Source organism: Noviherbaspirillum agri (assembly GCF_054780595.1).
The window spans coordinates 235,762-259,147 of sequence record NZ_BAAGWA010000002.1 but is presented as its reverse complement, the minus strand read 5'-3'; the positions used below and the strand labels follow the sequence as shown (position 1 = coordinate 259,147).

The window sequence follows — 23,386 nt, the reverse complement described above, 5'->3', positions numbered from 1 at the left end:
AGCCCATGTTACGTCGGAATGCGGCAACAGGCGACGCACGAACCGTGGCGATGCCGGGTACGGAGCCGGGGTTCGCGGAGTTTGATGTCGTGCTCGCGCCGTTATCGCATCCGGAGCTCGGCGAGATCCGAATTGAAGAAAACTTGTTTGCGATCGGCAGGACGGAGCCGCCTTTCGATGCTTATCCGCCGGAGATGGTTGCCGACCTGTCGCGGCGGCATGCACGGATCTTCACCGAGCGCGGTGCCGTGTACATCGCCGACCTCGACAGCAAGAACGGGACGACGGTCAATGGCGTCAATGTACAGCAAAAGATCACTCGCCTGCGCGATGGTGACGAGATCGGTTTCGGCGGAGCCTTGGCCTACCGGGTGAGGCTCGGTGCACGTGTGCAAAATACGCAGCGCCTGTCTAGGTTGCGGAGCATGACGCTGACACCGGAACGCAATGACCTGGGACTGCAGCCGATTGTCGTTACACGCTTCCCCTTCCTGATCAGCAAGGCAGACGACACGTTCTCGCGCTACAAGAACGACTATCCGCATCAGGTCAACTACATCTCACGCCGGCATGCGCATATCTTCCTCAAAAGCGGTGCGCCCTTCGTCGAGGATCTCGGCAGCACCAACGGCACCTTCGTCACCGGCAAGCGGCTCGACGAGCATGCGGTGCCGTTGAAAGACGGCGACCTGCTGGCGTTCGGCGGCCATCATTTCGTGTACAAGGTCGGCCTGCAGATGGAAGAGACGGAAGTCGATCCCACCGTCACCAGGCTCGCATCCATTGCGGCTGCGACGCCGCAAGCCAGGAGCGCCAAAGGAACTGCTGCCATACCGGCGGCATCCAGCGTGGCGGCAGCCGCGGCTTCGATGGAGGAACTGCACAATCCGGACAAGACCACTTTCGTTGCCGCCGCCGACTCGTTTCTCGACATCTTCTGCGTTGATCGGAATCCGCAGCAGGAAGATGAGGTGAACGTCGAAGAGGCAAAGCAAGAGGAGGGCGGCAATCCGGCGAACAAGAAAGCGGCGAACAGGAAACCGCGCGGCAAACGTGCGGTGTTTGCCGGGGAACTGGCGCAGGCTTTTGCAGGCGACGATCGCGGCGGCATGCGGCGAGCAGTACGTTGGGCCGGTCTGCTTGGCGCCGCGGCAGCGGTGCTGGCGCTGGCGTTTTACGTCGGAGGGGCGTCGGAGCGCGAAGTCCGGGACATGCTGGCAGACGGCGAATATGCGGGGGCCGCGACGGCTGCCGGCGAGCTTCTGAAGAAGGAGCCGGACAATACGCAGTTCCAGGCGCTGGGCACTGAGGCGATCCTGAAGGCGAACGTGCCGGCCTGGCTCGCGGCACTGAATGTGCGCGATTTCAAGCGTGCTGAGCTGACTCTTTCCCATATGCGGGAGCTCGGCCGGCATCACCCGGGCATGGAGTCATTAGTGCGCGAACTCGAATCGGTCACGAAGATTGAGCAGTTCGTCATGGGGCGCGGCGGGCCAGAGGCGCCCATTCGGATTTACGCCGATGAGCAGCAGGTGAAGGTGCTCCTGCAACGCTGGGAGGGCGACACGCAATTGCACCAGCCTGCGTTCGCAACAATCTCATCCCATGTCCCGGAGTTCAGGGATACCTATGCGCTTGCACTGAGTCATCTACGCAAGCTCCAGAGCGACGACGCCGTGTACCTGCCGGCGATGGAGCGCCTGAAGGCAGCCATCGACAGCGAGCTGGGACGGGATCAGCCGCAGGCGCTGGATGCGGTATTGAAGGATTACGCGGAGAAGTATCCGCGGATTGGCGGACTGGATCGTGTTCGGCAGGATTTGCGCCAGTACATCGACATGGAGGCTGCGTTGCAGCGGCGTGACTTGGGTGCCGTGGTTGCACTTGCCGAGAGGCTTCGGTTTGCGACACCGCCGTTCCAGGCGAAATTCAAGGCGCTGGTATCCGGTGAGCGCTTTCCGCCTGCGGACATCAGGCAGCAATATCAGCAGACACTGAACGCCTGGCGTGCAGGGAACACGCAGCAAGCCGTCACCGGCCTTGAAAGCATCAGCCGCGGTGCGTGGGGCGATGCGGTGGCGAAAGAAATCGCGCGGAAGAAAACTGTCGCCGAGCAGTATGCGGCATTGCAAAAGGCCCGTGGCAGCGCAGGCTACGGTGAGCAGCTTCTGGCGTTCTACGGGTCGCTCAATACAGCGGAAGACACGCATTTCATCCGCGCGACCGAGGCCGATCTTTCGCAATACAAGGGCGCGGCAATCAATCGCGCCCAGGAACTGTTGGGCAGTGCACAGGCGAAGTGGGCGCAATATCGCCGGAACGGCGCGATTGAATCGGCGCAGCGCCTCGAAGGCAGCATTTCTCCGCGTTTCCGGACACAGGCGAGCCTGTTGTCGGAGTCGCAGCGCGAAGCGAGGCAAGGCATGCGGATCTACGCCCAGCTCAGGGCGGCCGGCCCGGTCCCATCAGCGACGTTGCAGGAAGAGATCAATGCGGAAATGGAAGCGCAGCGCATGGCATTGCAGGACTTGCGAAACGTCCTTGAGCCGCGCGTGCTGAGGGCAAAACTGTCATTACTCGACGCATCTGAAGGGAGCAGCGATGGCGAACGCCGAGCGCCTGAAGCCACTCAATGAGGCGCTGGTTGATCACAGCGCGGAAGGGATCGCGATCCTGACATCGGAGCCGTGGCGCTACACGCAGGCGGTGGTTTTAACGATGGTAGCGCTCGTGCTGACAGCGCTGGTCTGGTCGTTCTTTGGCCGGGCCGACGTCATCGTTACCGCGCAAGGGACGTTACAGCCGGAATCCGAGGTGCGCCGCTTTTACGCGCCCGTCGACGGTGAGCTGGCCAATGTCTATGTGGCGGAGGGCCAGCCGGTATCGAAAGGGGATGTGCTCGCCCGGTTGAATGCACGAGGTGCGATCGAAGCGGCGACCAATGCGTTGCAGGCGCAGCTGAAGCTAGAGGATGCCGAGCGCGAGTGGAAGGAATTCCCGGAAAAGAAAGCGCTGATGGAGCGCAAGATCGCGGCCCTGAAGCAGGCCATGGAGGTCGAGGAATACCAGCATTCCAAGCGTGTGACGGAAGGGACTTCCAAGCTCGCCGAAGGGCAGCGGGCGCAACTGGCAGAAGCGCGCACCAGTGTGGAGGATGCACGCCGCGCGCGGGACGCGGCGCGACTCGAAGCGGAAAAATATGCGCGGCTATTTGCGCTGCCCGGCGGTGGCGGCGTGTCGCAGATCCAGGTGGAGGGAAAGAAGAATGCGCTGGAAGCAGCGGAAAACGCATTGCGTGCGGCGCAATCGCGCCTCAGCGAGCTGAACGCAAGGCAAAGCCTGGAATTCAACCAGGCAAAGGCGCAACTGGAAACCAGCGGCCAGGAGCTTACAAAGCTTCAACTGCAGTACGAAGCCGCAACGAAAGAAATCACAAATACGGAAGAAAAACTCCGCCTTCAGGTGCAGACGGCGCGTCTGGTGGCGGATGCGGCTGCCCGGATCAAATTCGAGAATATCGACAAGGATAACTTCCTGCTGATTGTCGCGCCCGCAGATGGCGTGGTCACCGACGTGACCTCTACGCAACCCGGCGACAAGATACAGGCCAATACGCCCTTGGGCGGCATCGCGCCCAAGAATGCCAGGCCGGTCCTGAAGGTCGACATTGCGGAACACGACCGGGCTTTCCTGAAAGAGGGACTCCCGGTCAAGCTGAAGTTCAATGCGTTTCCGTACCAGCGTTACGGACTTATCGAAGGCACGCTCAACACCATTTCCCCCGCAACTAAGCCGGCCCCGCAATCGAAGCAGCCGGTATATGAAGGGCGCGTGATGCTGAGTCAGGATCACTACCTGGTCGGCGAGACCAGGTATCCGTTACGTTACGGGATGACCGCGACTGCTGAAGTAGTGGTGCGAGAGCGGCGGCTCATCGACCTCGCCCTCGATCCGTTCAGGCAGATCGGGGGCTGAGGTAGTCCGAGGAAGTGCCTTATACGACCTGACCCATCTTGAAGATAGGTAGATACATGGCGATGACGAGGCCACCAATTAACACGCCGAGGATTGCCATTATTAAGGGTTCCATCAGGCTGGAAAGCGATTCGACGGCTTCATCCACTTCGCCCTCGTAGAAGTCGGCAACTTTACTCAGCATTTGATCTAGGGCGCCGGATTCCTCACCAATTGCAACCATTTGCGTCACCATGTTGGGGAAAACACCGGAACTTTGCATCGCAACAGTTAGGCTCGTACCGGTACTGACTTCCGCTTGAATTTTCTTTGTTGCATCAACGTAGACCGCATTTCCCGATGCACCACCAACCGAGTCGAGGGATTCTACGAGTGGAACGCCGGCCGCAAACATCGTTGCGAGCGTTCGCGTCCAGCGTGCAATAGTCGCCTTTCTAATAACTGCACCAAAAATCGGAGCTTGCAACAATGTTTTGTCCATGAAGCGTTGTACTTTGGCCGAGCGTTTCCATGACTCGAAGAACAAATACAAGCTCGCGAACAGCAGGCCGAATATGATGTACCAATTTGCAACGAAGAAGTCCGAGATCGCCATAACAAACAAGGTAGGAGCAGGCAAGTCGGCGCCAAAACTCGTGAACACTTCTTTAAAGGCCGGCACGACCCAAATCATGATGACGGATGTCACCACGAATGCAACGACCAAAATTGAAATCGGATAGAACAGGGCGGATTTGATCTTGCCCTTGATCGCTTGCGTCTTTTCCTTGTAGGTTGCAAGTCGCGCGAGAAGATCTTCCAAAATACCCGCTTGTTCACCAGCGGCCACGAGGTTACAGAACAACGCATCAAAATACAGCGGATACTTGCGGAAGGCCTGATTCAGACTGCTGCCTGTTTCGATGTCGGCGCGGATATCCTGAAGGAGCTTGGATACTGCGGGATTGGAATGTCCTTTGCCGACGATATCAAAAGACTGCAGCAACGGCACACCGGCTTTCATCATGGTCGCCAACTGACGGGTAAAGAGAGTAATGTCCTTGTCGGTGATCTTCTTTCCGGTCGAATAGGTCTTTTTCTTGACCTTCGTGACCAGGATGCCCTGCCTGCGCAAGGTCACATTAACAATGGTTTCGCTGGCCGCACGCAGTTCACCCTTGACGATCTTGCCCGCGCGGTCCTTGCCTTCCCATGCAAAGACCGCCTCTTTTGTAACGCCTGCTCCAATGGTTTTGCCGGCGGCAGTTGCCATAATGTCCCCTAACTATTGATTGGTGCAACCCAACACTTCTTCGAGGCTCGTCAGTCCCTGCTTGACTTTGACCAAGCCCGACTCGCGCAGCGTTCTTACCCCGTCATGCCGGGCCTGTTCCTCGATTTCCAGTGCGGTGCCATGTGCCAGAATGATCCGCTCGATCTCTTCTGAAATCGGCATGATCTGATAGATACCCACCCGGCCCTTGTAGCCGCTGCCATTGCAACGATCGCATCCAACCGGCTTATACGGTAGCCACGTACCGTCCAAGTCCTCTTCCTTGAAGCCCGCTTCCAGCAGTGCTTCATCGGGAATGGCGACGGTCTGCTTACAGGTGCACAGGCGACGTGCCAGGCGCTGCGCCGTGATCATGATGACGGACGATGCAATGTTGAATGGCGCCACGCCCATGTTCATAAGACGGGTCAAGGTCGAAGGTGCATCATTCGTGTGCAGCGTCGAAAAGACCATGTGGCCGGTCTGTGCCGCCTTGATCGCGATATCGGCGGTCTCCAGGTCACGAATTTCGCCGACCATGATGATGTCGGGATCTTGTCGCAGGAATGCTTTTAGCGCGGCAGCAAAGGTCAGTCCCGCCCGATCGTTGACGTTGACCTGGTTTACGCCGGGCAAGTTGATTTCCGCCGGATCCTCTGCTGTGGAAATATTGATGCCGGGTTTGTTCAGGATGTTAAGACAGGTATAAAGCGACACCGTCTTGCCGGAACCGGTCGGCCCCGTCACGAGTACCATGCCGTAAGGTCGCTCAATCGCTTTCATGAGCAGTTCCTTTTGGTCCGGGTCGTATCCCAATGCATCGATACCCATCTGCGCCTGGGTTGCATCCAGGATACGCATCACGATTTTTTCGCCAAACAGCGTGGGGAGCGTACTGACGCGGAAGTCGATTGCGCGGTTCTTCGACAGGACGAGTTTCATCCGACCGTCTTGCGGCACGCGCTTTTCCGAAATGTCGAGTTTCGAAATGACCTTGATGCGTGAAGCCAGTTTGTCCTTGATGGCCAATGGAGGCTGCGCAATTTCCCGCAACACGCCATCTACGCGGAACCGGATACGGTAGAACTTTTCGAACGGCTCGAAATGCAAGTCGGACGCGCCCATATTGATCGCGTCGATCAAGATTTTCTGCAGGAATTTGACGACTGGTGCATCGTCGATATCGGCAGTTGTCGTCTCTGCCGGTGCTGAGCCAGTAATGGCTTCTTCGCTCAGATCGATCTCGAGATCGTCGCCTATCAGTTCATCGAGATTTTGCTCTGCACTTTGACCCAGTTTGTTGATGAGTTGCAGCAGGACCGGATGTTCAACGATGACAGGTTCAACAATCAGTTCGGTTTGGAACTTGATCTGATCGAGCGAATGCGTATTGGTCGGATCCGAAATTGCCACCGACACCTTGTTTCCCCGCTTTGCCAGCGCAATGACGCGCTGCTTCTGCATCAACTTTGGGTCGATGACGTTATCGGGAAGGTAACTCAGGTTGAAAACGGAAAAATCGAGGATTGGGTATCCAAAAGTTTCCGAGCAGAAAGCTGCAAGTGCTTTGGCTTCGATGGTTTTGCTATCCAACAAAACATCGATAAACGGCACCTTTTCATTCGCAGCCTGTTTACTCAGGTTTTCAGCCTGTTGCGCAGACAATTTTCCTGCCTGCACCAAAGCACGTGCAAGGCCGGACATCGTTGCGTTAGCAGCCTGAGTGGGGAGAACCGCGGCCATGAATTAAGGTGAGAAGGTGGTCAAAATCGTTCAAGTTGCGTTAGATAATGCCTATAGGCATCTGATTTGTAAAGGTATTGTGACAATCAGACATCACTGGTGTTGCAGCAACATCCGAACGGAAACATTTCTTTACAGAAATTTACTTGCGAAGCTTTATGTCGTGCTCGGTACTTACATTAGGAAAATGTTTCCTATAAGAAGATGGCGACACTTTTTTTGTAAGCGAACTCACTCGTGTTGACAGGGATTGACGTGTTTTCCCGCCTTGGAGGCGTAAATATTGGAGGCTGTCGCCATGTGGGACGTCGACAAACGACATCTGGATAGGAGGAGGGTTGATGCCGACCGCGTGCGATTTATCACGCACGACTGAAAGGGAGTCTTGAATGTGTTTTGAGCAAAGCACCGCTCTCCGACGATTTTCAGAAAGCGTTATGCCTAGCCCGGATGAAGGAATTTGAGGGAGAATGAGAATTGGTCGGGGTGAGAGGATTCGAACCTCCGGCCTCTACGTCCCGAACGTAGCGCTCTACCAGGCTAAGCTACACCCCGATGTGTGCGATCTGTCGCTTTTGAGCGTGCGGGAGTTGCTCAATGATTGCGATCGACTGCGAAAGCGCATAATTGTACCAAAGAATCCTTGAATTGGCTATTCGGGAGTGTCGAAATTGAATTGGCAGCGCGCTGGGCTGCCTTCTCTGCCTCATTCTTTGTGTACTCCAAGGCTCCGGACGAGGTAATTGCAGCAAGGATTTCGCTGAAGTGCTGTTCATCTCCATTCTCGATGCAGCTGCGGACGAGTTGACGCTGGTTCGGCGTTCCGTGCTGCATCAAGTAAATCAGTGGAAGGGTTGGCTTTCCTTCGCGCAAGTCGTCGCCGACGTTCTTGCCGATATCGGCAGCATTTCCCGAATAATCGAGAACATCATCGATCAGTTGGAATGCAGTGCCGAGAGAGCGACCATACTCCGCCGCTGCGGCGATCGCATCCTCGGGGGCGCCTGCGATCAGTGCGCCAAGTTGGGCTGCCGCTTCAAAGAGTTTCGCAGTCTTCGATCTGATCACCTGCAGGTAACGCTCTTCGGTGACGTCCGGGTCATGCATGTTCAGCAGTTGCAGTACTTCGCCTTCGGCAATCACATTGGTCGCATCCGCAAGAATCTGCATCACGCGCATATTCCCTACGAATACCATCATCTGGAAGGCGCGAGAATAGACGAAATCCCCCACGAGGACGGAGGCTGCATTGCCGAAAAGGGCGTTTGCTGTTTGTCTTCCGCGGCGCAAGGAGGATTCGTCCACGACGTCGTCATGAAGTAGTGTTGCCGTATGGATGAATTCGACGACGGCAGCAAGACTATGGTGGTGAGTGCCGCAGTAGCCGTGTGCATTGGCAACCAATAGCACTAGTACTGGCCTGATACGTTTGCCCCCGGCGCTGATAATGTATTCGGCAATCTGGTTCACTAGGGGGACGTCAGAATACAGCTGCCGTCGAATTGTTGCATTGACGGCCTCCATGTCAGTGGCAATGGGCTGGATTATTGTGTTTTGTGACGTGGTTTGAAGCGCTGCGGACAAGATAAAACCCTGCGAGGTCATGAATTCCGAGAATTATACGAGACAAGGTGGGCGAACTGTCATCTGTCTCCGCTTGTCATGAAGGGGGGTGAGCCATGGAATGCGGTCGCCCTATGCTTTGATTGATTTTGACCGCTGAGCTAAGTCTATGTATAATTAGAGGTTTTCCCGATTCGGCATGCATTCTCTGCTGGGAAAAGAAGACTTTCAATTAACATTCGACGAGGTTTCACATGTACGCGGTCATAAAAACCGGTGGCAAGCAATATAAAGTTGCTGCTGGCGAAAAACTCAAAGTAGAACAGATACCGGCTGACATTGGATCCGAAATCACTCTCGATCAAGTGCTCGCAGTGGGCGCTGGTGACACCATCAAATTTGGTGCTCCCCTGGTCGAAGGTGCCAAGGTCCAGGCTACGGTAGTGGCGCACGGTCGCCACGATAAGGTCAAAATTTTCAAGATGCGCCGCCGCAAGCACTACCAGAAGCGCCAAGGCCATCGCCAAAATTACACCGAATTGCAAATCGTCTCGATCAACGCTTGATTTGTTGATTGAGCTAACCGGATACCAAGGAGTCTGAAATGGCACATAAAAAAGGCGGCGGCACTACGCGCAACGGTCGCGATTCCGAGTCGAAACGACTGGGCGTCAAGGTTTACGGCGGCCAAAGCATTAACGCCGGCGGCATCATCATTCGTCAGCGCGGCACCCGTGTTCACCCGGGTGAAAACGTCGGCATGGGCAAGGATCACACCTTGTTTGCCCTGATCGATGGCAAAGTACAGTTCACTACCAAGGGCGCACTGCAGCGTCACACTGTGACTGTAGTTCCAGCATAAGCACGGTTCGACATAACAGGATAAGGCGAAAGCCTTTCATCAAAAGGCTCTGCCGATGGTAGGGCCTTTTTAGTTTTATAAGCGGCAAAAATATGAAGTTCATCGACGAAGCAAAAATTGAGGTAATTGCTGGTGACGGCGGCAACGGCGTCGCGTCGTTTTGCCGCGAGAAATTCCGGCCATTTGGCGGCCCTGACGGCGGCGACGGTGGCAAGGGCGGCAGCATCTGGGCAGTTGCGGACCGCAATATCAACACGCTGGTTGATTACCGATACTCCAAGCTGCATAAGGCGCGTGATGGCGAAAATGGGCGTGGCTCGGATTGTTACGGCAAGGGCGCAGACGATGTCACGCTGCGTATGCCGGTCGGTACACTGATTACCGATTTCGAGTCCGGTGAAATCGTTGCCGACCTGACGGAGCATGGTCAGGTCGCGTTGCTTGCCAAGGGCGGTGAAGGCGGTTGGGGCAACATCCATTTCAAGTCATCCACAAACCGCGCACCAAGGCAAAAGACCGACGGCAAACCCGGCGAGCGGCGCGAACTGAAGCTTGAGCTGAAAGTGTTGGCAGACGTCGGCCTGCTCGGCATGCCGAATGCCGGCAAATCGACGTTCATCACCGCAGTATCAAACGCCCGGCCAAAAATCGCCGACTATCCGTTCACTACACTGCACCCAAACCTCGGTGTAGTGCGCGTCAGCCACGAAAAGAGCTTTGTCATTGCAGACATTCCTGGTTTGATCGAGGGCGCGGCAGAAGGGGCCGGCTTGGGACATCAATTTCTCAGGCACTTGCAGCGCACCCGCCTGCTGCTGCACATTGTTGATCTCGCCCCTTTCGATGAAGCGGTCGACCCGGTCAAGGAAGCGAAGGCGATCATCAAGGAGCTGAAGAAGTACGACGCTTCCCTCCATGAAAAGCCGCGTTGGCTCGTGCTGAATAAGCTTGACGTGGTACCGGAGGATGAGCGCAAGAAGCGGGTCAAGGATTTCGTCAAGCGCTTTGGCTGGAAGGGGCCTGTTTTCGAGATCTCCGCGTTGACCCGGGATGGGTGTGAAGACCTGATCACGGCCATCTACGACTATCTCGCCGAGCAGCGTGAGCAGGAGCATCGTGCGGGAGAAACGCAAATGGTCGAGGAGGCGCGCGGCATCGTATCCATCGATCCGGATGATCCTCGTTTCAAAGTGGTCGAATAGTCGGGAAGCACCACCTTCTGCGGCCGATATGCGAAGTGCCGCGTTTCGCGCATGTGCCGCAGATGCGGCGGAATAGAACAAGACATGAACTCCGTCATACAGAACGCCAAACGCCTTATCATCAAAGTCGGATCCTCGCTGGTCACGAATGATGGAAAGGGTCTCGACCATGCTGCCATTGCAAAGTGGGCACAGCAAATCGCCCAGTTGCGCACGCTGGGCAAGCAGGTTGTCCTGGTCAGCTCCGGGGCAATCGCCGAGGGAATGCAGAGGCTGGGTTTTGATAAGCGTCCGACCGGTGTACATGAGTTGCAGGCATGTGCCGCCGTCGGGCAAATGGGGCTTGCGCAGATCTACGAAACCAGTTTTCGCCAGCATCACCTGCGAACCGCACAAGTCTTGCTTACCCATGCCGACCTTGCAGACCGTGAGCGCTATCTGAACGCGCGTTCAACGCTGTTTACTTTGCTTCGCCTGGGTGTCGTGCCGATCATTAATGAGAACGACACTGTCGTCACCGATGAGATCAAATTTGGCGACAATGACACGTTGGGTGCGCTGGTCGCAAACCTGATAGAAGGCGATGCGCTGATTATCCTCACCGATCAGAAGGGCTTGTATACCGCAGATCCCCGCAAGGATTCGAACGCGCAGTTCGTCCATGAGGCGAAGGCCGGCGATCCAGCGCTTGAAGCCATGGCCGGCGGAGCCGGCACCGGCATCGGGCGCGGGGGGATGCTCACGAAGATTCTCGCGGCCAAGCGCGCGGCGACTTCCGGTGCGCATACCGTGATCGCCTGGGGACGAGAAGATCAGGTGTTGACCCGCCTGGCCTCGGGTGAAGCGATTGGTACGCAGTTGCTTGCGCAAACGGCGCAACTCACGGCTCGCAAGCAATGGATGGCAGATCACCTGCAGACTGCAGGAAAGGTTGTGCTGGATGCTGGCGCAGTTCAAAAGGTAAGCGCAGAGGGCAAGTCCTTGCTGCCGATCGGTGTGATCGAGGTGGCCGGAGAGTTCGGGCGCGGCGATGTCATCACTTGCACCAATGAGTCCGGCCGTGCAGTGGCGCGGGGCATCAGCAATTATTCGAGTTCAGAGGCACGTCGCATCATTCGCCGCCCATCCACCGAAATTCAGGCCATTCTCGGATTCGTGGAAGAGCCGGAGCTGATCCATCGCGACAACATGGTTTTGCTTTGACTGTTGAAGCTAAAAAAACGGCGAACCAAAGCTCGCCGTTTTTTTACGTTCCTTTTGAGAAGCGCTGCGCTACTGTGGTGTCAGCGTTCGTTGGTAACGGAGTCGATGCACCATGTCGCTCGCTGTTCCGGCAACAGTCTTCTCCAGGCAGAAAAAGTCCTTGGCTAGGGCGGCATGCTGCCGGTTCGCGGCATTGTGGCTGATGCGCTGCCACTCGTCACGTCGCGCACGGGTCCATGACCCGTCCGGTTGGCCGAAGGCATAGAGCTTCCTCTCGAACGTTTCGCACCGGATTCCTTCGTAGCTGACATTCTTTGCGCCGGCGTCGCTGGTCGATACGAGCGTGTAGCGAATGACGCCGTCGCTGCCCGCGCTGACCGAACGCGCGTCAATCGCAAATGATTGCGTCGCAGTGGCGCTCACATAGAAGGGGAGCAGATCCTCTTGCTTTGGTGCTGCAGGAAGCTCTAGCGCCACTTCTTTCCACGGTTGTTCCGAACCGTCGTCTTCTTCCGTTGTTTGCGCCAGTGCCGCTCCGGTAAAGAGCATCAGCGAAGTCGTGAGTGCAACCGCCAAAGCCGGGCCTGGCCGATGTCTGGGCCGCGAAATGGAAAACGGGCAGATGAGGGTTGGACTTGCCATTATTCAGGATTAGCCTTCATTCTTGGGTTTTGCCGCCGGTGGGCTCTGCTCGCCGGAAGCCTTTCCGGCGTGATGATGTCGGAGATAGCGGCCGCCGTGTCGATGTGTGTTGCCCGGGTGGGAGCGGCTAAGGAAGCGTGACAGTTCCTGCAGCGCCTTTTGATATACCTCGCGCTTGAATTCGATGACAACATCGAGCGGTACCCAGTAATCATGCCAGCGCCAGGCGTCAAACTCTGGATGGTCGGTGCCACGCAGGTTGATGTCACAGTCGCGGCCTACCATGCGCAGCAGGAACCATATCTGTTTCTGGCCCTTGTAGTGGCCACGAATTTCCCGTTTGATGAATCGGTCGGGCACTTCGTAGCGCAGCCAGTCCCGGGTACGCCCGATGATCCTGACGTGTTCCGCCTTCAGGCCGACTTCCTCTTCCAGCTCCCTGTACATCGCCTGCTCGGGTGTTTCCCCGAACTTGATCCCGCCTTGCGGAAACTGCCACGAATGTTCGCGCACCCGTTTTCCCCACCACACCTCGTTATGGGCGTTAAGCAGGATAATGCCGACGTTCGGGCGGAAGCCTTCACGATCCAGCATATTGCACCTCAAAACTTTCTGCGGCCAGGTGCCCCCGATCCTTACATATTTTGCACGCGCGCCCCTGCAAGCACCACGGCGGGCGGCTCGCAAACGGCGCAGGCATGAATCAATTGTATGAAGAATGGGTGCATCAGCCAGCTAATCCTTTAAAATTGAGTCGATTATAACCCTCTCTTTTTAAAAAGAATTCACCGTCATGCGTGCATCAAGATTTTTTATTTCTACGCTAAAAGAAGCACCCTCGGACGCCGAGATCATCAGCCACAAACTCATGATGCGCGCCGGGATGATCAAACGCCTCGGCTCCGGAATTTACACTTATATGCCCATGGGGCTGCGTGTCATCCGCAAAGTGGAAAATATCATTCGCGAAGAAATGAACCGCGCTGGCGCGATCGAACTTCTGATGCCGGTCGTACAGCCGGCCGAGCTATGGCAGGAAACCGGGCGCTGGGAAAAAATGGGGCCAGAACTGATGCGGGTGAAGGATCGTCATGGCCGTGATTATGCGATTCAGCCGACGTCCGAGGAAGTGATCACTGACGTGGTGCGGACCGACATTAAATCGTACCGCCAGCTGCCGATCAATTTCTACCATATCCAGACCAAGTTCCGCGATGAGCGTCGTCCGCGTTTCGGACTGATGCGCGGGCGCGAATTCACGATGAAGGACGCATACTCCTTCGACCGCGATGTGGCGGGCATGCAAAAGTCGTATCAGATCATGTATGACGCGTATGTCAGGATCTTCAATCGCTTTGGCCTGCAATTCCGTGCGGTGGCGGCGGATAACGGTGCTATCGGCGGTTCCGGCTCGCATGAATTCCATGTGATCGCCGATACAGGCGAGGATGCGCTGGTGTATTGCCCGAACTCCGACTACGCGGCGAATATCGAAGCGGCCGAGGCCGTGGCGCCGGCAGCCGGACATGGCGCAGCCCATCAGCCCCTCACAAAGACGCCGACACCGGGCAAGGCCAAGTGCGAAGACGTCGCGCAATTGCTTGGAATTCCGCTTGAACATACGGTCAAGTCGATTGTCCTGGCGGTCGACAAGGAGTCGCCCGCCGAAAAGGAAATCTGGCTGCTCCTGCTGCGCGGTGACCACGACCTGAACGAAGTCAAGGCGAGCAAAGTGCCGGGCCTGGCCAACTATCGCTTCGCCAGCGAAGCGGAGATCGTGGAGTGGTTTGGTACCCCGCCCGGATATCTCGGCCCGATCGGCACCAGGAAACCGGTCAGGGTGATCGCAGACCGTAGCGTTGCCGTCATGAGCAACTTTGTCTGCGGAGCCAACGAGGTCGATTTCCACTATACCGGCGCGAACTGGGGGCGCGACCTGCCAGAGCCTGAAGTGGCCGACCTGCGCAATGTCGTCGCTGGCGATCCTTCGCCGGATGGCAAGGGCTTGCTCGCGATTCAGCGCGGCATTGAAGTCGGCCACGTTTTCCAGCTGGGTACGCGCTATTCGGAAGATATGAAGGCGACCTATCTGGACGAAACCGGCAAGCCGCAACTTATGCAGATGGGCTGTTACGGAATTGGCGTGACCCGCATTCTCGGTGCCGCCATTGAGCAGAATTTCGACGACAAAGGCATTATCTGGCCGACCGCCATCGCGCCGTTTGAAGTCGTGCTCTGCCCGATGGGATATGACCGCAGCGAAGCCGTCAAGGTCGAAACCGACAAGCTGTATGCAGCCTTGGAGTCAGCGGGGGTCGACGTGATCATTGACGACCGTGGCGAGCGCCCGGGCGTCATGTTTGCTGACTGGGAGCTGATCGGCGTGCCGCACCGTGTCGTGATCGGTGATCGCGGACTGAAGGAAGGCAAGCTGGAATACCAGGGACGCCGTGATACGGCGGCGACTTCCGTGCCGCTCGCGGAAATGCTCGACTTTGTCAAAGCACGTCTGGCAGCCTGAGGATACCGGACGCACCGTGATCGGGAAGTATGCAGGGCGGCTGGCCTTCATCGCAGTATTACTGGCTTGCCTCCCAGCCTTGGCGGGTAACCAGAAGGAGGAAGCGCTCGCGGATTCAGTCCGGATCGCCTTGCATAACGCCATAACGGATGCGCGCCCGCCCAAACCGCAGTTCTCGGATATCAACGAACGCATCAAGTACCTGTACTGGCTCGGCGAGATGTCCGAGAGATTGAAAAAGAAACTGCCCGACCGGCATGTGCGGCGTGAATTCCTCGAGACTGTCTGGTATGAGGCGAGACGCGCGGGTCTGGAACCGGCCCTCGTCCTCGGCTTGATCCAGGTTGAGTCGGCCTTTCGAAAGTACGCCGTTTCACACGTTGGAGCGCATGGCTACATGCAGGTGATGCCATTCTGGACCAGGGTGATTGGTGACGGAGACCGCCGCAAGCTGTTTCACATGCAGACCAACCTGCGATATGGCTGTTCGATCCTGCGCCTGTATCTGGATATGGAAAGAGGGAACCTGTTTCTAGCACTGGGACGGTATAACGGAAGCCGGGGACGGCCCGAGTATCCCAATGCCGTGCTGGCCGCCTGGAAGCGATGGGAGTTCAAACCCTGACGATCCTGATGGTATACCGAGGCACCGCTCTGCACCATAAACAAAAACGCCCGCGCGATGCGGGCGTTTTTGTTTGGCCTTCGGAAAGACGAATTATTGCAGGTGATTGGAAATGAGCTTGGTCATTTCGAACATCGACACTTGCTTCTTTCCACCAAACACAGCTTTGAGTTTGTCGTCTGCATTGATCATGCGCTTGTTGGCATCATCCTGCAGCTTGTTCTTCTTGATGTAGTCCCAGACTTTCTTGGTGACTTCGGTGCGCGGCAGCGGATTGGCACCAATGACTGCGCCCAGGGTGGCGGACGGTGTCAGCGGCTTCATGAATGCTGCATTCGGCTTGCGGGGAGTCTTTGGCTTTGCTGCGGCTTTCTTGGCGACCGGCTTCTTGGCTGCGACTTTCTTGGCCGGTGCCGCTTTCTTTGCTGCCGGCTTTGCAGCGGCCTTCTTTGCTACTGGCTTGGCGGCTGCTTTTTTTGCCGGAGCGGCTTTCTTGGCTGGAGCTGCTTTCTTTGCTGCGGCTTTCTTTGCAGCGGGCTTCTTGGCGGCTGTCTTGGCCGCGGGTTTTTTGGCTGTTGCCATCTTCAAGCCTCCTTCACAAATGTGTTGGGAAATTGCGTCAGATTACGCAACGCTAATAGTGGTGCGGTTTTTATAGCTATGCAAGTGTTTTTTGAACGTTTTGGCACGAATTTGTGTGCGCCGTGCGACGTGGTCTTCATAGGGGAAAAGCAGGGGCTGTCGACGATATGAGAGTGAGTCGATCCGCGTGATTTGGGCTTCTGCCGCAAAGGGGGTGTGACTTGAATGAGGGGAGGGAGAGGTACGAAAGAGAAGGAGGAGAGGATGCTCGCGCCAAGCTGCGCAAAATAAGGGCAGCCTATCGCGCAAACACAGATGCTGCGCCTGCAGCGAACATGGTTCCCGCTACACCCGAGTAGGCGGATGTCGGGAACGTGCCCTTATCGACTTTAGCGCATGCCTGGCAGCATACCTTTCATGCCGCGCATCATCTTCATCATGCCTCCGCCCTTCAGCTTTTTCATCATCGACTGCATCTGTTCGAACTGGGACAGCATGCGGTTGACTTCCTGGACCTGGACACCGGCACCGGCCGCGATGCGGCGTTTGCGGGATGCTTTGATCAATTCCGGCTTGGCGCGCTCCTGCGGCGTCATGGAATTAATGATGCCTTCCATGCGGCGTACCTGTTTCTCAGCCTGATCCATGTCGGCATTGCCTGCTGCCTGCTGAAACTGGGCCGGAAGCTTGTCAATCAGGCCGGACAAGCCACCCATCTTTTTCATCTGCGATAGCTGTGCCTTGAAGTCGTTAAGGTCGAACTTGCCGCCGACCTTGATCTTGTCGGCCAGCTCTTTGGCTGCAGCGACATCGACACCTTTTTTTGCCTCTTCCACCAGTGCCAGGATGTCGCCCATGCCCAGGATGCGGTTGGCCATGCGCTGGGGGTCGAAGGGTTCCAGGCCATCCAGCTTTTCCGCAACGCCGGCAAACTTGACCGGTTTGCCGGTTACGTGCCGCACCGACAAGGCTGCACCGCCGCGGGAATCACCATCGAGCTTGGTCAGTACCACGCCGGTCAGGGGCAGCGCGTCGTTGAACGCCTTGGCCGTGTTGATGGCATCCTGACCCAGCATCGCGTCGACCACGAACAGAGTCTCGATCGGCTTGAGCACTGCATGCAGGCTGGCGATCTCCTGCATCATCGCTTCATCGATACCGAGCCGGCCGGCCGTATCGACAATCAGTACGTCGTGGTAATGCTTCTTTGCGTAGTCCAGTGCCGCCAGTGCGATATCGACCGGCTTGTCGGTGGGCTTGGAGGGGAAGAAATCGGCGCCGACCTGGCCTGTAACGGTCTGCAACTGTCCGATTGCCGCAGGACGGTAGACGTCGGTGGAGACGGTCAGTACCTTTTTCTTCTTCTGCTCCTTCAGGTATTTGGCCAGTTTGCCGACGGTCGTCGTTTTGCCGGCGCCCTGCAAGCCTGCCATAAGGATGATTGCTGGAGGCTGGGTGGCAAAGTTCAGCTGGGAGGCCTCGGGGCCGAGGTCGGCGCCCATGATGGCGGCAAGTTCGCGCTGTACGACGCCAACCAGTGCCTGGCCGGGGGTCAAGGAGCCGATGACTTCTTCGCCAAGCGCTTTTTCCTTCACCCGAGCGATGAATTCCTTCACTGCCGGCAACGCAACGTCGGCTTCGAGCAATGCAAGGCGAACTTCTCGCAGCATTTCGGCGGTATTGGATTCGGTCAGGCGCGCTTCGCCGCGCATCGTTTTGACGACTTTCGCCAGTCGTTGGGTCAGATTGTCGAGCATAGGTGACGATGTACCAGGAAGTAGGGCTGGGCGATGCGCCATGAGGCGCATCGAGGACAAGCGGCCATTTTACCCGATGCCACCCGACGGTCATGGGCGAGCGGCGCAAATATCCGGCGTCTGGTGCCCTCCCCGGTTGACGAAAAATCATGCTGTTGCCGGCACGCGTACGGCCTGCATGTGCACCGGCCAAGTAGCGCGATTGCACTCGGACATGGTGTAAACTCAGGGTCTGCTTATTACCCGTTCGCGCGATGCACACATACACTTTTGTCCTGGCGGCGCTGCTCTATATAGTCTGTGCCTTTTTGCCATCAAGGCAACGCGTCGCCATCTCGACCGGAACAGCCATCGGCTGGCTGCTTCACGGTGGTGCATTGGTGGCTGACGTGATCACGCCGGGTGCCCTGCGTATCGGATTTGCCCTCATGCTGTCGGCGACACTGTGGATTTCGGTGGGCGCCTATTGGCTGGAAAACCGGAATTTTTCGTTGGACGGGCTGCGGGTTCTGGTGTTGCCGATTGCTGCAGTCGGGGTTGTTCTTCCGGTGGTATTCCCTGGCAGTGTGGTTCCGCTGGAAGGCAAATCGGCGTTATTCCCGTGGCATGTCGCCATCGCGATTCTCGCTTACAGCACTTTGACGATCGCTGCTTTCCACGCGGTGCTGATGGCCCTGCAAGAATCCCGTCTGCATACCCATCCCGGGGGCGAACGAGGAGGTTGGCTCTCGCTGGCAATTGACCGTCTGCCTGCCTTGCTGACCATGGAGCGCCTGCTGTTCCGCCTGATTGGTTTGGGGTTCGGACTCTTGTCGCTCACTGTACTCTCGGGCATCGTCTTTTCGGAGCAACTGTTCGGTACGGCATTCAAGTGGGACCACAAGACCATTTTTACGATGCTGTCCTGGGTCCTGTTTGGCGCGCTCCTGCTCGGACGGGTCTGGCGCGGCTGGCGTGGAAAGACGGCACTGCGCTTTACGCTGACCGGCTTTGCAACCCTGCTGCTGGCGTATGTCGGTAGCCGTTTTGTGATCGAGGTTGTGCTGCACAGGGGGCTTGCATGAAGCTGCTGCTATGGTCGGCAGTGGTATTGATGGTCGTGGTGTGGGTCTTTCGCACCAAAAAGATTTCCTCCGATTCGCAAGGTACCCGGGAGGCGAACGGTAATGCGTCAAGTGCCGGCACCTCGGATGATGACGGCGCAGTCGAGCCGATGCTTCCATGCACCCATTGCGGTGTTCATTTCCCTGCATCTGAAGCGGTGACTTCCTCGTCGGGCGCTGTTTTTTGCACTCAGGAACACCGCCTCCGGCATGGCGATGACAAATAAAAGGCGCTCAGTTTCACCTCGCGCGGCCGGTGCGGCGACGGCGCATGCCATTCCCACAGAGACACGCGACACCCTTTGGCGGACGCTTCAGACTTTCGACGTGACGCGGATCGTCATTTCCGTGGTATTGCTCGGTTATCTAGGGCTCAATACCGCTAAAGGTTTCGGGCCCTCCGAGGCCTTGGCAAACTGGGAAACTTCCATCGTCTATGTTTTCCTGGCAGTGGGCTTCGCGCTGCTTTCCGTGTATTGGCAAAAGCAGTTCATGCTGCAGCTGCTGTTGCAGCTGTCGGTGGATGTCATTGCAATTTCACTTTTGTACATCGGGGCTGGCGGCGCGCGGAGCGGGCTGGCAATTCTCTACCTGTTCCCGCTTGCCGGATGTGCGATTCTCGCGCCAATGATAATGGCGCTTTTCTTCGTATCCATCGTCACCCTGATCCTGCTGACGGAGAGCGGGTTCCAGCTTCTGAATGCCGCGGAGGATGCCTCGATATCCCGAGCCGGCCTGTACGGTGCGGCCTTCTTCGCGGCGATCTACATGATCAACCGCCTTGCGGCGAAGCTGATCAAACAGGAGCGGCTCGCGGTACAACGCGGCAGGGAGTTGCAGTTGCAGGAGGCGATCAATCGCCTCGTGATTGCTGATATGGAAGACGGCATCCTGGTCGTGGGTCGTGGCGGCGAGATATTTGCCGGCAACCCGGCGGTCGAACGCATGCTTGGGTTGGCCGTTGCATACGGGAATACACGTTACAGGTTGGCCGACCTGCCATCCCTGGCGCCGATTGCAGATGCTTACTCTGCATGGCAAACCAATACCAAGCGTGAGCGCGCTCCCAATACGGCGTGGTCCACCTTTGTACGGGTAAAACCGGGAAGCGATATCACTCCCTTGCAGGGATCCACGACCATTTCGCGTGAAAGCCGGCGCGAGTTGGCCGTGCACCTGAAGCTCCGGTTTGCGACAGTTCATACGCCCGGCCTGAGGGAAGGGCGAACAGTGATTTTCTTGCAGGACGTGACCGAAATCGAAAACCAGGCACAGCAATTGAAACTGGCCTCGATGGGCAGGCTGACAGCGAGCATCGCACATGAGGTGCGCAATCCCTTGTCGGCAATTTCCCATGCGGCGTCCCTCCTGCGGGAAGACATCAGCGATCCGACGCAGTCAAGGCTGTTGAACATCATTGGCGACAACGTGGTGCGGTTGAACCGGATGATCGAGGACATCCTCAAGCTGTCCCGGAAAGCCCACTCCCATAACGAACCGTTGCGGCTGACACCCTTCCTCGATGAACTCCTGGCCGAGTTCAAGGAACAGCATACAATCGCGCCCGGCATGATCGCGTTGACGGGAACCGACAACTATCAGGTCTGGTTCGATCCGCTGCATTTGCGGGAAGTGATCGTCAACCTTTTGTCGAATGCGCTGCGCTATGCAAGCGGGCGTGACGGGAGCATTCATATCCACGCGCTTGCCACGAGCGCGAATCGGCTTGAGCTGCACGTTCAGGACGACGGCCCCGCGATCTCCCAGGAAGTGCGTTCGCACCTGTTCGAGCCGTTTTACACGACTTCGAGCAAGGGCACAGGACTGGGCCTCTATCTGGCACGGGAGTTGTGTTTGAATAACGGCGCCATGCTGGACTACGAATACCGGACGGATATTTCCGGCGCAGGCAGGGACCAGCCCAGCGGCAGGTTCGTGATTACCTGTGCAACGCCTTACACCTTTTGAATTTCTGTTGAAAGCCGTTCCATGACTGCGCCTCGTATCCTGGTCGTTGATGATGAAGCCGATTTGCGCGAGCTGCTCGACATCACGCTCGTCAAGATGGGGCTCGACGTCGACTGCGTGGACTCCCTGACAGCGGCGCGCGCACAGCTTTCCCAAACCGAATATGCACTGGTGCTGACAGACATGCGGCTGCCTGACGGGTTGGGCATTGACCTGGTACGCGAAGTGGCCAGCACCTGCAAGAACACGCCCATTGCGGTCATCACTGCTTTCGGCAGCGCCGACAACGCAGTTGCCGCGCTCAAGGCGGGCGCCTTCGATTACCTGTCAAAACCAGTTGGGCTGGACCAATTGCGCGTGATGGTCCAGTCGGCGCTACGCATGCAGAAAGAGGAGGGCGGCACGCGGCCTTCCGATCCGCAGTCGGGCACGCCGGCGTCGCGCCTGAAAGGCGAGTCGGCTGCGATGCAGGACCTGCGCGGCCAGATTGCCCGCCTTGCACGCAGCATGGCACCGGTTGCCATCACAGGCGAATCCGGCAGCGGCAAGGAACTCGCCGCACGCGACATCCACGCCCACAGTGCCCGTGCGGACAAACCTTTCATTGCGGTGAACTGCGGCGCCATTCCGGAGGCGCTGATGGAAGCCGAGTTCTTCGGCTACCGCAAGGGCGCATTTACCGGCGCCAGCGACGACCGCGACGGCTTCTTTCAGGCTGCCAATGGCGGCACGTTGATGCTCGACGAGGTGGCCGACCTGCCCTTGCCAATGCAGGTAAAGCTGCTTCGCGCCATCCAGGAACGCCGGGTGCGCAAGGTCGGTGCGACAGTCGAGGAGCCCGTGGACGTGCGGCTGATCAGCGCCACTCACCAGAATCTTGCCGAATGCGTCGAAAAAGGGAAGTTCCGTCAGGATTTGTTTTACCGCTTGAACGTCATTGAACTGCGCCTGCCGCCGCTGCGCGAGCGGCTGGACGACATCGGCATGCTTGCCGAATCGATCCTGGAACGGCTTTCTCCGTCGGGGAGCACGGCGGTGCTGTCTCCCCAGGCGCTGGACGCCTTGCGCTCCTATTCTTTCCCGGGCAATGTGCGCGAGCTGGAAAACATCCTCGAGCGGGCACTGGCGTTTGCGAACGATGGGGTCATCGAAGTGGCGGACCTTGCGCTCAAGCCGGTCGCTCCCTTGCCGTTGGGTGAAGAGCGAGCGCATCCGGCGCCGCTTGTGGCTGCGGATCCAAACCCGGCTCCGCCGCCGGTTACTGCATCACCCCAGGCTGCAGTTCCATCACAATCTTCTGTAGATGGAGCCGGGGGGGATTTGCCCCGCTCACTCCCCGAGCATCTCGATCAGGTCGAGCGGGAGATCATCCTGCGCGCGCTGGCGAAGACCCGCTTCAACCGGACGCAGGCGGCTGAGCTGCTTGGCATCAGCTTTCGTCAGCTCCGCTACCGGATGCAGCGTTTGTCTATTCACGAGCCGGAATGAAGCATTCCATACTGGTTGGAGAGAACGGCTGGTGCAGCGGCGTACAGCGCGTACCGTCGCCGAATTGTGACGCGCGGGCCGCGGGTACGCAGGTCGACCTGCTGGTCATTCATAACATCAGCCTCCCGCCGAACCAGTTCGGCGGCCCGTTCATCGCAGACTTGTTCACCAACTGCCTCGATTGCGATGCCCATCCCTACTTCGACCAATTGCGTACATTGCGCGTCTCGGCGCATTTCCTGATCCGCCGCGATGGGCACGTCATTCAGTTCGTCTCTGTCAATGATCGCGCCTGGCATGCAGGCGTATCGAATTTTCGAGGCCGCGAACGCTGCAATGATTTTTCCGTCGGCATCGAACTCGAAGGTTCCGATTTCGAACCATTTGACGCTGCCCAGTATGAGGCCCTGGCGACCGTCACGGCTGCCTTGCGTAGCCGTTATCCACTGACGGATGTTGCTGGGCACGAACATATTGCGCCTGGCCGCAAGACCGATCCCGGTCCTTTCTTCGATTGGGAGCGTTATCGCAAGTCCTTGATTCAGCAAGAGAGACTTGCGGCACTGGCTCCCGACGCGCTGCGTTTTTTCACGAACGCGTGAAAAAGTCAATCAAAAAGCGCCACAAAAAATTGTCCTGGATCAAGAAAAAAAGATATTGCATCCTTGCCTACGCGGCACTAGAATTAGTGCGTGTCGCAGCAACCACCACTATATGTAGTGGTGTGCGATATCCCATTCCATGGGCTATTCAGGCGGTTCCTCAAGACAGGTTGGTGTTCGTGGGCGAGCCGTGAACAGCTCTCCCGTTCAGACGTGCTACGTCCGGCAGTGATGTCCGGCCGCGCTTCCATGGGCCGTTCGTAGTTGTCTGCATCAATCCGCGAAGCCGCCCGCTACG

20 protein-coding genes and 1 tRNA gene are annotated in these 23,386 nt (G+C 57.5%); 13 read left to right on the top strand and 8 right to left on the bottom strand.

The window, feature by feature from the left end; all coding sequences use genetic code 11:
- Positions 1–5: 5 nt before the first annotated feature.
- Both ACYVIA_RS03905 and ACYVIA_RS03900 read left to right on the top strand, forming a co-directional pair.
- Positions 6–2,636, top strand: a complete 2,631-nt coding sequence (locus ACYVIA_RS03905) for an FHA domain-containing protein (RefSeq protein ID WP_460838064.1) — start codon at positions 6–8, stop codon at positions 2,634–2,636.
- Complete coding sequence (locus ACYVIA_RS03900; RefSeq protein WP_460838062.1) at positions 2,602–3,975, top strand: HlyD family efflux transporter periplasmic adaptor subunit; 1,374 nt, start codon at positions 2,602–2,604, stop codon at positions 3,973–3,975. The genes ACYVIA_RS03905 and ACYVIA_RS03900 overlap by 35 nt, the downstream gene beginning before the upstream one ends.
- 19 nt (positions 3,976–3,994) lie before the next feature.
- On the opposite strand, the gene ACYVIA_RS03895 is transcribed toward ACYVIA_RS03900, so the two are convergent.
- The 4 genes from ACYVIA_RS03895 to ispB form a co-directional block, all read right to left on the bottom strand.
- Positions 3,995–5,227: a type II secretion system F family protein gene (locus ACYVIA_RS03895; protein WP_460838060.1), complete on the bottom strand. Its 1,233-nt coding sequence runs from the start codon at positions 5,225–5,227 to the stop codon at positions 3,995–3,997.
- Between the two features lie 12 nt (positions 5,228–5,239).
- Positions 5,240–6,970, bottom strand: coding sequence for a type IV-A pilus assembly ATPase PilB (gene pilB, locus ACYVIA_RS03890; protein ID WP_460838058.1), 1,731 nt, complete (start codon positions 6,968–6,970; stop codon positions 5,240–5,242).
- Between the two features lie 478 nt (positions 6,971–7,448).
- A tRNA-Pro gene (locus ACYVIA_RS03885) sits at positions 7,449–7,525 on the bottom strand.
- A gap of 39 nt (positions 7,526–7,564) precedes the next feature.
- Positions 7,565–8,575 carry an octaprenyl diphosphate synthase gene (gene ispB, locus ACYVIA_RS03880; RefSeq protein ID WP_460838056.1) on the bottom strand — a complete coding sequence of 337 codons (1,011 nt, stop codon included), beginning with the start codon at positions 8,573–8,575 and terminating at the stop codon, positions 7,565–7,567.
- Positions 8,576–8,787: 212 nt separating this feature from the next.
- Here ispB and rplU point away from each other — a divergent pair, with 212 nt between their 5' ends.
- The 4 genes from rplU (at position 8,788) to proB (ending at position 11,800) form a co-directional block, all read left to right on the top strand.
- On the top strand, positions 8,788–9,099 hold the full coding sequence (gene rplU, locus ACYVIA_RS03875; protein ID WP_057290114.1) for a 50S ribosomal protein L21: 312 nt from the start codon (positions 8,788–8,790) through the stop codon (positions 9,097–9,099).
- Positions 9,100–9,137: 38 nt separating this feature from the next.
- Positions 9,138–9,395 (top strand): 50S ribosomal protein L27, encoded by a 258-nt coding sequence (gene rpmA, locus ACYVIA_RS03870; protein ID WP_460838053.1) that lies wholly within the window; start codon positions 9,138–9,140, stop codon positions 9,393–9,395.
- A gap of 92 nt (positions 9,396–9,487) precedes the next feature.
- Positions 9,488–10,597: an Obg family GTPase CgtA gene (gene cgtA / locus ACYVIA_RS03865; RefSeq protein ID WP_460838051.1), complete on the top strand. Its 1,110-nt coding sequence runs from the start codon at positions 9,488–9,490 to the stop codon at positions 10,595–10,597.
- Between the two features lie 84 nt (positions 10,598–10,681).
- Positions 10,682–11,800 (top strand): glutamate 5-kinase, encoded by a 1,119-nt coding sequence (gene proB / locus ACYVIA_RS03860; RefSeq protein WP_460838048.1) that lies wholly within the window; start codon positions 10,682–10,684, stop codon positions 11,798–11,800.
- Between the two features lie 69 nt (positions 11,801–11,869).
- On the opposite strand, the gene ACYVIA_RS03855 is transcribed toward proB, so the two are convergent.
- Together ACYVIA_RS03855 and ACYVIA_RS03850 are read right to left on the bottom strand one after the other, a co-directional pair.
- Positions 11,870–12,376 (bottom strand): CNP1-like family protein, encoded by a 507-nt coding sequence (locus ACYVIA_RS03855; RefSeq protein WP_460838046.1) that lies wholly within the window; start codon positions 12,374–12,376, stop codon positions 11,870–11,872.
- 75 nt (positions 12,377–12,451) lie between these two features.
- Positions 12,452–13,036: an RNA pyrophosphohydrolase gene (locus ACYVIA_RS03850; RefSeq protein ID WP_460838044.1), complete on the bottom strand. Its 585-nt coding sequence runs from the start codon at positions 13,034–13,036 to the stop codon at positions 12,452–12,454.
- A 199-nt stretch (positions 13,037–13,235) separates the two neighbouring features.
- Between ACYVIA_RS03850 and ACYVIA_RS03845 the strand changes: the two genes are divergently transcribed.
- Both ACYVIA_RS03845 and ACYVIA_RS03840 read left to right on the top strand, forming a co-directional pair.
- Entirely contained in the window at positions 13,236–14,963 is a 1,728-nt protein-coding gene (locus ACYVIA_RS03845) for a proline--tRNA ligase (RefSeq protein ID WP_460838042.1), read from the top strand.
- Positions 14,964–14,979: 16 nt separating this feature from the next.
- Positions 14,980–15,588 carry a lytic transglycosylase domain-containing protein gene (locus tag ACYVIA_RS03840; RefSeq protein WP_460838711.1) on the top strand — a complete coding sequence of 203 codons (609 nt, stop codon included), beginning with the start codon at positions 14,980–14,982 and terminating at the stop codon, positions 15,586–15,588.
- A gap of 93 nt (positions 15,589–15,681) precedes the next feature.
- On the opposite strand, the gene ACYVIA_RS03835 is transcribed toward ACYVIA_RS03840, so the two are convergent.
- Both ACYVIA_RS03835 and ffh read right to left on the bottom strand, forming a co-directional pair.
- Positions 15,682–16,170 (bottom strand): SWIB/MDM2 domain-containing protein, encoded by a 489-nt coding sequence (locus ACYVIA_RS03835; protein WP_460838040.1) that lies wholly within the window; start codon positions 16,168–16,170, stop codon positions 15,682–15,684.
- A 389-nt stretch (positions 16,171–16,559) separates the two neighbouring features.
- Entirely contained in the window at positions 16,560–17,927 is a 1,368-nt protein-coding gene (ffh, locus tag ACYVIA_RS03830; protein ID WP_460838038.1) for a signal recognition particle protein, read from the bottom strand.
- Positions 17,928–18,181: 254 nt separating this feature from the next.
- Here ffh and ACYVIA_RS03825 point away from each other — a divergent pair, with 254 nt between their 5' ends.
- Genes ACYVIA_RS03825 through ampD form a run of 5 tightly spaced genes read left to right on the top strand, consistent with a single transcriptional unit; the run spans position 18,182 to position 23,088 of the window.
- Entirely contained in the window at positions 18,182–18,991 is an 810-nt protein-coding gene (locus ACYVIA_RS03825; RefSeq protein WP_460838035.1) for a cytochrome C assembly family protein, read from the top strand.
- Positions 18,988–19,257 carry a PP0621 family protein gene (locus tag ACYVIA_RS03820; protein ID WP_460838033.1) on the top strand — a complete coding sequence of 90 codons (270 nt, stop codon included), beginning with the start codon at positions 18,988–18,990 and terminating at the stop codon, positions 19,255–19,257. Before ACYVIA_RS03825 ends, ACYVIA_RS03820 begins: the two co-directional genes overlap by 4 nt.
- Positions 19,247–20,998 carry a sensor histidine kinase gene (locus ACYVIA_RS03815; RefSeq protein ID WP_460838032.1) on the top strand — a complete coding sequence of 584 codons (1,752 nt, stop codon included), beginning with the start codon at positions 19,247–19,249 and terminating at the stop codon, positions 20,996–20,998. The genes ACYVIA_RS03820 and ACYVIA_RS03815 overlap by 11 nt, the downstream gene beginning before the upstream one ends.
- Positions 20,999–21,019: 21 nt before the next feature.
- Positions 21,020–22,486 carry a sigma-54-dependent transcriptional regulator gene (locus tag ACYVIA_RS03810; RefSeq protein WP_460838030.1) on the top strand — a complete coding sequence of 489 codons (1,467 nt, stop codon included), beginning with the start codon at positions 21,020–21,022 and terminating at the stop codon, positions 22,484–22,486.
- A complete protein-coding gene (ampD, locus tag ACYVIA_RS03805) occupies positions 22,483–23,088 on the top strand; it encodes a 1,6-anhydro-N-acetylmuramyl-L-alanine amidase AmpD (RefSeq protein WP_460838028.1) in 606 nt (201 codons plus the stop codon). The genes ACYVIA_RS03810 and ampD overlap by 4 nt, the downstream gene beginning before the upstream one ends.
- Positions 23,089–23,386: the final 298 nt, after the last annotated feature.